This window comes from Polaribacter sp. (assembly GCF_051251875.1).
In the GTDB taxonomy this organism is placed as follows: domain Bacteria; phylum Bacteroidota; class Bacteroidia; order Flavobacteriales; family Flavobacteriaceae; genus Polaribacter.
The window spans coordinates 1-9,207 of sequence record NZ_JBPOGL010000056.1 but is presented as its reverse complement, the minus strand read 5'-3'; the positions used below and the strand labels follow the sequence as shown (position 1 = coordinate 9,207).

Here is a 9,207-nt window from a genome sequence, read left to right as displayed (position 1 = left end):
CTTAATTCAAATCTTCTCATTCAAACAAATAGACTTCGACAAGCTCTGTCTGACATTGTTATTATTAATTGTGTTTTAAAACTTATAAGTCCTTTTTTAATATTGATTAAAACCTTCTCATTCAATCAAATAAACTACGACAAACTCTGTCTGACATTGTTATTATTAATTGTGTTTTGAAACTTATAAGTCATTTCTATTATTAATTCAGATCTCATCATGCCAACAAATAGACTTCGAAAAGCTCTGCCTGACATTGTTAATATTAATTGTGTTTTGAAACTTATAAGTCCTTTTTTAATCTTAACTAAAATCTTCACATTCAAACAAATACACTTCGACAAGCTCAGCCTGACATTGTTATTATTAATTGCGTTTTAATTCTTCTATTTACTTAATTCTTTATACTTTATACTTAATTCTTTGTTCTTTATACTTCATTCTTTATACTTTATACTTAATTCCCTGTTCTTTATACTTCATTCTTTCCACTTTCTTCCAAAAATAAAAACTTAGGCTCTTAAGTTCAAATCTTGCATTATTTTATTAAATTCTTCTGTTGTTGGTGTTAAATACACTTTATCATCTACAAACAAAGTTGGAAATTTAGCTACGCCTTCATACAGTTCTTTGCTGTGTTCTCTAGCTACAACATCTTTAGATATATCTTTGTATGTATATGGCACATCTGTTGAATTTAAAAAATTTTTAAAAGCAACAGTATACGCATGACCTTGTTTTCCGTATAAAACTATTTTCATTTTTTTATTGATTTACTGCTATTTCAAACGCCTTTACTTGCTCTTTTAAAGAAGCCAATAATTCCTTGTTTACAATTTTACTTTCTTTAAAATTATCATAAAAACTTGGTAAAGAAAAGGTAATTAAGCTACTTGCTCCTTGTCTGGAGAATCTTTGTTCACCCGCTGCTAAAACAAACCTACCGCCCATTCCACCTGGTGATGTTGCCATTAATAGCAAAGGTTTATCTCTAAAAACGTTGGTTTTTATTCTTGAGCTCCAATCAAACATATTTTTAAAGGCCGCTGCATAAGAACCATTGTGTTCTGCTAAAGACAAAATAAAACCGTTATAATTATCTAATAAAGAATTAAACTTCTTGGCATCTTCTGGAAAACCATTTTTCTCTTCATCTTCACTAAAAATTGGCAGTGTAAAATCTCTTAAATCTACAACATCAAAAGAGGTGTTTTCTAAATTTTCTGCTGCAAATGTTGCTAATTTTTTATTGATAGAAGTAGAACTTGTACTTCCTGCAAAAGCTAATATTTTTTTCATATTTTAAAAATGTTTATTTATGTAATGGTCACAGTAAACTGTTATACTACCCACTGCAAACTGAATTACTGAATACTACTTACTATTTTAGTTTCTCCTTTTACCATTTTTGCTACCGGACATTTCCCTGCAAACACCAACAACTTCTTTCTTTGTTCTTCTGTAATTTCCTTTTCAAAAGATATTTCTTCCGTTAAGTAATTGCCGTTTTCATCTTGATGTTGACCAACATTTACTGAGATTTCTCCAAGTTCCCAACCTCTTCTTTCTGCATAGGTTCTTAATGTCATAGCAACACAACCACCAATTGCTGTTAATAAAAATTCTACAGGAGTTGCTCCACTATCATCACCTCCAGAAGCAACGGATTGATCCATTGTTAAAAAATGATTTCTTGTTTTTACCTCTGTTAAATAGTTTTTATTTTTTAAAACTACTTGAGATTTTTTAACGTCTGACATTGCTAATTTTCTTATTTGTAATATAGGAGGTAATTAAAAAGAACATTGCTGCTATAGATGCGGCTTGTTCTCCATCATTGATCATTATATGTGCAAAAAAAGCAAATATAAATGCAAAGAAAAAACCAGCATACGCCCACTCCTTTATCGTTTTGTTAGCTACAAACCACAAAGCCACTAGACCTAATAATTTTGCGATAGCGTACGGATAAATAATATAGGTTGGATACCCAAAATTTGTAAACATTGTTGCTACTGCTTCATGATTAAAAATATACATTCCGGCAGAAAAAAGCATTATTAATGTTAACAAACTTGTAGAAATATAATATATAATTTTTGTGGTTTTCATTTTGAATAATTTTAAATTCTAAACAAAGTTACAACAAATATTTTTATTTTCCAAGGAAAATACTTCTACGGAATATTTTATTTTTTTGTTTCTGATTAAAAAAGCAAACCCTTCAGGCTTTTGGAATCTGAAGAGTCTTTATATATTTATTCTGTAATTCGATTTTACATCCGCAAAAAACAAGTCTAGCCCAAATTGCAGCAATTGTTTGAGCTCTTTTTTTAGTGTCTGTTCGAGTGATTTTTCTGACGAAGGAAAGAAAATTGAATGGAGAACACACTAAAAAAAGCGAGTGCCTTTCCACTGCCTTCAAGACAAACTCCAAGCAAGAAATAGCGACAAAAAAAACTACTGATTCTTTTTAATAGAATCTATTTGCTTTTGAAGCTTTTCTATTTTCTTAAGTTCTGCTTCTTTCTTTGACAATAATTTTATGGAATCTAGAATTTCTCTATTCTTTTCTAAAATCGTTTTCTCGTTTTTAAAATAAATATTGATGTTCTCACTTGCACGCCAAGCTTCATTTAATTGTTTATACACTTCTTCTTCCCAAGTGCTTGGTTTTTTCGCATTTATCCAAACTACATCTCTATATTCACTATCTACCAACGCCAAATCTGGTGTTGCAGAACCATCAAATTGATTGGGATTATTATCGCTAATGGTAGAAACAGTTCCTAAGAAAAACATACGTTTTCTACCCGCAATATTTTTAATATACGGTCTAAATTCTACCGGAGAATTTGCACTCCAATCGTACTCTTTTTTAGATTCTTTTACCTTTAAAGGCATGGCAGAAACGCCAGCATACCCTTGTTTTTTAGAAGCATGATCATAATAATACAATTTATCTGTACCGTCTGAAGGAATAAAAACACTGTAACTTAAACTGGTTCTTTCAGATCCTACAGGTTCTAAACCAAACCAATGATATAAGCCGCTATATGCATCTATTTTTGTGTCTGAAAAATCAAAATCTGTTACATAAGGTTGAGCATTTTGATCTTTCGGAGCTTCAGGAATTTTAACGGCACTTTTCATATTCCAGGGAAGTGGATCTGAAAATCCTGCTAAAAACTTTAATGATTCTGCTTGTAATTGAGATACTTTTTCTGAAAGTGTATTTTGTCTGGTTAAATAACTGTAATTCTTCATTTTTTCAGAAGGAATAAAAATTCCTTTTCCGATGGTAATTCTTTCTAAATAATCTTTAAAAGTATGTTCTCCATTTTCTATTACCATAACACCACCAAAAGTTGGATACGGAAAAAAGAAACCTTTCCATTTTATTAAACTCACCACTTCTACCCAAGCGCCTTTGTCATTTTTCATATAAAAAGTATCACTTGGCTCGTAATTTAAAAGCATCCAAGGGTTAAATCTTTGTACAACTGCATTGTATGTGTTTCTGCTAAATTTTAGAGATTCGCCAATAGAAAAAGTAACAGAAATTCTATTTTCATTAGAAAACCTAGGGAAAGGCGTTGTACTAGAAACTGCAAAAACTTCTTCTGTATTGTCTTTTAAACCTTGCCAATAATATTTTTCTGTTGGTTGTATTGCCATGGTCCATTTATTAATAGAATCTACTCTTACCAAATGTGGCAATGAAACATCTTTTGTTTCTCCTACAGACTCATTTGCCATAGAAAAAATATTACGTAATGGCTGTATTCTTTCATTTTGTGTTAACGGAAGCTCATTAATTTCTATTTTATTTAAATTATTAAAAACATTATACGTTTTTATATAATCGTACATTTTAAAGTGCCAACCAGCAAAATAAAGCAATCCAAAAAATAGAGATAATAGAAATAAAACTCCTATTCTGCTTCCTATACTTGTAGATTTTCTGAATTTTCTCAATCCAAAATAGAGCACAATAAATCCTAATAAAATAATGAAAATAAATTTTCTTACAAATAATAATGCAGGTTGATAATCATCTCGAAGAAAAAACAATAATGCTATCAATATTATAAAAAACATGATAACTCTTTTCTTTTGCTTTCCTCCTTTTTTCCAATAATTCTTTAACATAATAATACCTTGTAATTGCGAGACTTTTTATTAAAAAGTTATGGCAATCTGTTTATTTTTAGTTTCAATGTAACGTGTTCTTTCTTTTAAACACCCTTTGTAATAACAAATACTTATAATAACCCTTTATCTTTTAAACGCTCTCTTGCACTTTTTTCTTGCACTTTAGATGCTTCTTTTGGCGACTCCATTTTTTCGGTTTCTTTTGTTTGAAAATCTTCAATAAAATCTTTACCTTTTTCTATAGTTTCATGTACCAAATCTTCTAAATTATCTGATTGTTCTTCTATAATTTCTGATGATTTAAAAATAAAACCTGCCACATAAGTTCCTATTAAAGTTCCACAAATCATAGAAGCAAACAAAGAAATAGTAGCCAAATCTATAGGAATTAAAAAGCGTGTTATTACTATTATAATTAAAAAAAAGCTTGTAATAAAAACGGCTCTTAATAAAAAAGATTGCAGAAACACAAAGCCCCTTTTGTCGGTTGCTTTCATTTGTAATTCCTTAGAATTCATTATTTTATTAAAAAAACGATACATTCTATTTCCTTGAGATTCTCTCCAGTAAATAACAACACCAAATAAAATTGAGGCGATAAAAATAATAAGTTCTAATGTCATAATTTTTTAATTTTTAATTTCCTATTCCGGTTTTTTTATCAACCTTAAAAACCTTATTTTGGTACTGTCTTAATGCTACAAACTTATGAAAAGTATCCAAAATTGAAGTCTCGCTTCTTTTTATAAATATACAAAATTTTAAATCACGATTCGGCAACTTCTTTCTTCAAAATTTCAATTTTTAACTAGCCTAATTCTTCAGAAATTGTTTCAATTACCCATTCCTTCATAGAATCATCTAAAGCTTCATATTGCTTATAAAATTCTTCTTTATCATACCAATACAGAAACAACATATCTTTTGATGCAATATTTACCAAAAGTTTCCAAATTAAATCTTGATGTTGTGCTTTTAGTGATGAATGAGGACTGTGCAAAGAAAAAAACAGTTTTTCATCTACAATATCCTTAATTTTTATTTGTTTATTAATGGCGTATTTTTCTAAAAAACGTTCTACTCCCATTACCTTTTTTCGAGTTTGGGCATCAATTTTATTCAAATAACTTTTAAATAAAATTGGATTTTGTAAAATGTCTTTTAAAGGATGGGTCACCTTTTTTAAAGAATTGGCCAACATGTATTTTTTTATTCTGTTGTATCGTTTTGTACCAACTTCCTTTTCTAAATTATATTCAATAATTAAATGACTTGTTAATTTAGCCACCAATTCTGGATGAGAAACATGATACATTAATCCTTCATAAACCGTATCATTTATAGCTTCTTTGTAGGTTTCAAATTTCTCAAAAACTAAAATGGTTTCTATAAAATCTCTTAACACATAAACACCTCCAAAAGCCTTAGTATAAAACGAATCTGTTGTAAATACAATGGGTGCCAATTGTAAATTTCTGGTTCTTAAATCTCCATATTTTTTTGCTGATGCTATTAATTGTTGATGCAAATTTTCATCTACAAAATTATTTCCTTGCTTAAATGTTTCAATTAACGCCAGCTGTGCTTCTTTTTGCTTGTCTAGATTATCAATTAAATGAAATTTAATAATTACATCTTTGTATTTTAGAACATCCAAAGGCTCGTAAAAAACATCTATTTTTTGATCAAACTCTATACAAATTGCAGAGTCTCTAGTAATGTCTCTTATATTTTGTTGATGTTTTGCAAACACCTCTTTCATCATTTCTTTGTCAAAAGAATAAAACGGATTGTACACTGGCAATCCTTTCTGAAACGGTGTAATTAAAATTGCATGACTATTTGCTTCACCATTGTTTAAATAATGTGTTTCCTCTTTTTCTTCAGCAATTTCCGGACTCCAACCAACACCATCAATAGAAAATGAAGATAATTTTGTTTTTGTAAAACCAAGTTTTACCAGACACTTATTATAGCGCTCTACCAATTTACCACTTACAGTAATAAGTTCACTTCTATATAAATTGGCTTGTTGTAGTTTTTGCATGGTATTGTTTACTATATTATTATTCCCTATAACTTCACAAAAGACTTATAGTGTTTGTTTAGATTTTTTAAGTAAATACAGGTGTTTTTTTTATTCAATTAATTTATGGATTTGTGCGTATTGCAACAACACAATGGTTCTTGTATCTACAATTTCGCCTTCATTTAACATTCTTAAAGCTTCCGTAAACGGAATTTCTAAAACTTCTATATCTTCTGTTTCACTGTCTAAACCTCCGCCTTCACTCACCTTCATATCGTCTGTATATTCACCCACAAAAAAGTGCATTTTCTCTGTTAAAACTCCTGGTGATGAATAACCTTCATATACTTTTTTAACAGATTTTAAACGAATTCCTACTTCTTCTTCTGTTTCTCTTATTACGCATTGCTCAGGATTGTCTAAATCTAATAAACCAGCAGGAATTTCAATTAGAAAGCCATCTTTATTATCATGTAAAAAAGTAGGCAACCTAAATTGTTTTATTAAAACTACCGTTTTTTTGGTGGTATTGTATAACAAAATTCCCGCTCCATGCCCACGTTCATACACTTCTCTCATTTGATGCACCCAACTTCCGTCTGACATTTGATAATCAAAATTGAATTTATTTAAGGTGTAATAATTATCTGATAATAATGTTTTCTTACTATTCTTAATTCTGATATTACTCATTCTCAAAAGTTTTTCTTGCTTCTAAATCTACATTCATTTGATTAACTCTTGCGTCTACTTTTCTCTTAAAATCTGTGTCTGCAATGGTGGCAACATTGTCTAAATAACGGACTACTTCTTGCCTTCTTATTTCAGAAAAATTAAGTCCTTTCATATTGCTTTTCATCAACTCTTGCAACATATTAAACTTGGTTTCATATTTCTGCTTAAAGTAAATTTCAGGATTCGAAAACCAATCTGGTTCTAAATCGAAATCTGTTAATCTTAATGAAATTGCCGACTGAATATTTCGTACATCTCTTGATGAAAAAAACGGAAATATTTTCTGAATTTCTTTGTATAAAATGGCAAAGAATAAATGCTCATTAGATCTATGATTTTTTTCTGCTTTATCATAGGCTTCTAAAACTCTTTCTTCGGATGGTTTTTCTATAGAACTCAAAATTTCGCCCATACTTTTTGTCAATCCTTGGTCCTTTAAAAACTCATAATTAGACGGATTTTGCATATTCACAAAATCGGGCATTGTTTTTTCAAATTTCTTCCACCAAATATAATCTTGATCTAAAAAATCGTGTTCCGTTCTTGCTCCATCAATTTTAAATCTACCTTGTACACGAGAAATTACCGCTTTGTCTAACATTTCTGGCAAATTGGTAAATAATCCTATAGAAGAATTCCCGTAATTTACCGCATAAGCGCCTTCTGTATACCGTAAGAAAACTCCAATTACTTCTTTTACACCAGCCGAAACGCCTTGTGTTGTTCTTTCTTGTAAATTATTTTCTGCATCATCAATGGGCGCAAAAATTAATTTTGTTGGGTCTTGCATGGGCTTCATCCATTCTACCATTTTTTCTGCAGATCCTCCTTGAAAAGTAGAGATTAATGTGTCTGGCATTGGATGAAATAAAAACGGAATGTCTAAATTGTCTGAATGTTCTTTTAAGCGAGTTGCAATGGCTGCAATTAACATACTTTTTCCCGTTCCGGGGATTCCATACCCCATAAAAACAGGCATAAAACCACCCAATTCTTGAAACGGATTTTTCTTTGCATCAAAATCGTAACTCAACATTCTTTCTGTTAATCTACGTGCAAAATGTTTGGCGTCTTTATTCCCTACAATTTGCTCAAACTGAATTCTATTAAAAGCTATACTTTTTGCTGTTCCAGAAAACACATTGTCCCAGCCTGAAACGGAAAAATCAGAATTTTCTAATTTGTACGTTCTATCTACAATGGTTTCTGTGTACTCCAAACTGCTTTTTCTCAGTTGAATTTCATCAATGAAAGCTTCAAAAAAAACAACGGTAAAATCGATAACATCTTTGTCTGATTTTACTATTTCTGGATGTCCTAAATATTTATCGAAATAAAACAAAGTACAGGCAATTCCTTTTAATGGTGATAAAAGCGAAACTTCTGGAATACCCGCAAATTTTTGCTTCATTACAGATAAATCATCTGAAGCATGTGGTTTTAAATCGTGTAAAATTTTATAAGAGGCTGCAAATAATTGAAACGCTGTTGCAGTTTGCATTTTACTTTCAAACTCACGTTTTCCTTGAGAATCTAATGCAGATTTACGCTCGTGTAAACTTGACAATCCTGAAGAATCATAATAATTATCTTTAATCCAAATACCCAAAGTGAGGCCTTCTTGTACGGCGTACAAGGTCTGATTTAAATAGACCGGAATTGCAATAGAATCTGGCAATAAGCGTTTTTTTAACGCTAAAATAGTTTTAGAAACTGAAGTAACTTCTACATTACTTCCTGCGTTTGCTCTTGACAAATACAATAAAATCGATTCGTCTTTTGCGTCTTTGTCTTTATTTTTTGCTCTGTCACTTTGTTCCCATTGAATACTTTTTAAATAACCAGAAGCTTCATCTCTGAGCATGTCTAATTCATTCTGTTTTATAGGAAACGTTGAGTTATGATTCATAGTTTTTTTTAGTTTTCTTTTTACCTTACAAACTTTATAATTTTTAGACTTTAAAGATTTAAAATCAGAAATTTTAAAAGTTTAATTTAGCATTTTGTTTGCAATAATTTGGCTAAAGCCAATATAATATTCAATAATTAAACACAGGTTGAAACCTGTGCCAATTCATAATTTTGATAAATAATATTACAAAAATTCTCAATAGTCTGTGGATTTATCAACAGATTAAAATTTACACAGTGCCAATTCATAATTTTGATAAATAATATTACAAAAATTCTCAATAGTCTGTGGATTTATCCACAGATTAAAATTTACACAGTGCCAATTCATAATTTTGATAAATAATATTACAAAAATTCTCAATAGTCTGTGGATT

General features: G+C 30.0%; 9 protein-coding genes. All 9 read right to left on the bottom strand.

What is annotated here, in order from left to right; genetic code table 11:
- Nucleotides 1–512: 512 nt before the first annotated feature.
- A complete protein-coding gene (locus tag ACSHW5_RS16285; RefSeq protein ID WP_435677207.1) occupies nucleotides 513–761 on the bottom strand; it encodes a glutaredoxin family protein in 249 nt (82 codons plus the stop codon).
- A gap of 4 nt (nucleotides 762–765) precedes the next feature.
- On the bottom strand, nucleotides 766–1,299 hold the full coding sequence (locus ACSHW5_RS16280) for an NADPH-dependent FMN reductase (RefSeq protein ID WP_435677206.1): 534 nt from the start codon (nucleotides 1,297–1,299) through the stop codon (nucleotides 766–768).
- 65 nt (nucleotides 1,300–1,364) lie between these two features.
- Nucleotides 1,365–1,760, bottom strand: coding sequence for an OsmC family protein (locus tag ACSHW5_RS16275; RefSeq protein ID WP_435677205.1), 396 nt, complete (start codon nucleotides 1,758–1,760; stop codon nucleotides 1,365–1,367).
- Nucleotides 1,747–2,112, bottom strand: a complete 366-nt coding sequence (locus tag ACSHW5_RS16270) for a DoxX family protein (RefSeq protein ID WP_435677204.1) — start codon at nucleotides 2,110–2,112, stop codon at nucleotides 1,747–1,749. The genes ACSHW5_RS16275 and ACSHW5_RS16270 overlap by 14 nt, the downstream gene beginning before the upstream one ends.
- 348 nt (nucleotides 2,113–2,460) lie before the next feature.
- Nucleotides 2,461–4,152 carry a hypothetical protein gene (locus ACSHW5_RS16265; RefSeq protein ID WP_435677203.1) on the bottom strand — a complete coding sequence of 564 codons (1,692 nt, stop codon included), beginning with the start codon at nucleotides 4,150–4,152 and terminating at the stop codon, nucleotides 2,461–2,463.
- Between the two features lie 113 nt (nucleotides 4,153–4,265).
- On the bottom strand, nucleotides 4,266–4,778 hold the full coding sequence (locus ACSHW5_RS16260) for a hypothetical protein (RefSeq protein WP_435677202.1): 513 nt from the start codon (nucleotides 4,776–4,778) through the stop codon (nucleotides 4,266–4,268).
- Between the two features lie 185 nt (nucleotides 4,779–4,963).
- Complete coding sequence (locus tag ACSHW5_RS16255) at nucleotides 4,964–6,202, bottom strand: DUF6638 family protein (RefSeq protein ID WP_435677201.1); 1,239 nt, start codon at nucleotides 6,200–6,202, stop codon at nucleotides 4,964–4,966.
- A 90-nt stretch (nucleotides 6,203–6,292) separates the two neighbouring features.
- Nucleotides 6,293–6,877: an NUDIX domain-containing protein gene (locus ACSHW5_RS16250; RefSeq protein WP_435677200.1), complete on the bottom strand. Its 585-nt coding sequence runs from the start codon at nucleotides 6,875–6,877 to the stop codon at nucleotides 6,293–6,295.
- Nucleotides 6,870–8,828 (bottom strand): AAA family ATPase, encoded by a 1,959-nt coding sequence (locus tag ACSHW5_RS16245; protein WP_435677199.1) that lies wholly within the window; start codon nucleotides 8,826–8,828, stop codon nucleotides 6,870–6,872. The genes ACSHW5_RS16250 and ACSHW5_RS16245 overlap by 8 nt, the downstream gene beginning before the upstream one ends.
- Nucleotides 8,829–9,207 lie beyond the last annotated feature (379 nt).

Bases quoted from the DNA above. Each gene is read 5' to 3' on its own strand.
- ACSHW5_RS16285 (WP_435677207.1), bottom strand. From the start codon at position 761: ATGAAAATAGTTTTATACGGAAAACAAGGTCATGCGTATACTGTTGCT.
- ACSHW5_RS16280 (WP_435677206.1), bottom strand. From the start codon at position 1,299: ATGAAAAAAATATTAGCTTTTGCAGGAAGTACAAGTTCTACTTCTATC.
- ACSHW5_RS16275 (WP_435677205.1), bottom strand. From the start codon at position 1,760: ATGTCAGACGTTAAAAAATCTCAAGTAGTTTTAAAAAATAAAAACTAT.
- ACSHW5_RS16270 (WP_435677204.1), bottom strand. From the start codon at position 2,112: ATGAAAACCACAAAAATTATATATTATATTTCTACAAGTTTGTTAACA.
- ACSHW5_RS16265 (WP_435677203.1), bottom strand. From the start codon at position 4,152: ATGTTAAAGAATTATTGGAAAAAAGGAGGAAAGCAAAAGAAAAGAGTT.
- ACSHW5_RS16260 (WP_435677202.1), bottom strand. From the start codon at position 4,778: ATGACATTAGAACTTATTATTTTTATCGCCTCAATTTTATTTGGTGTT.
- ACSHW5_RS16255 (WP_435677201.1), bottom strand. From the start codon at position 6,202: ATGCAAAAACTACAACAAGCCAATTTATATAGAAGTGAACTTATTACT.
- ACSHW5_RS16250 (WP_435677200.1), bottom strand. From the start codon at position 6,877: ATGAGTAATATCAGAATTAAGAATAGTAAGAAAACATTATTATCAGAT.
- ACSHW5_RS16245 (WP_435677199.1), bottom strand. From the start codon at position 8,828: ATGAATCATAACTCAACGTTTCCTATAAAACAGAATGAATTAGACATG.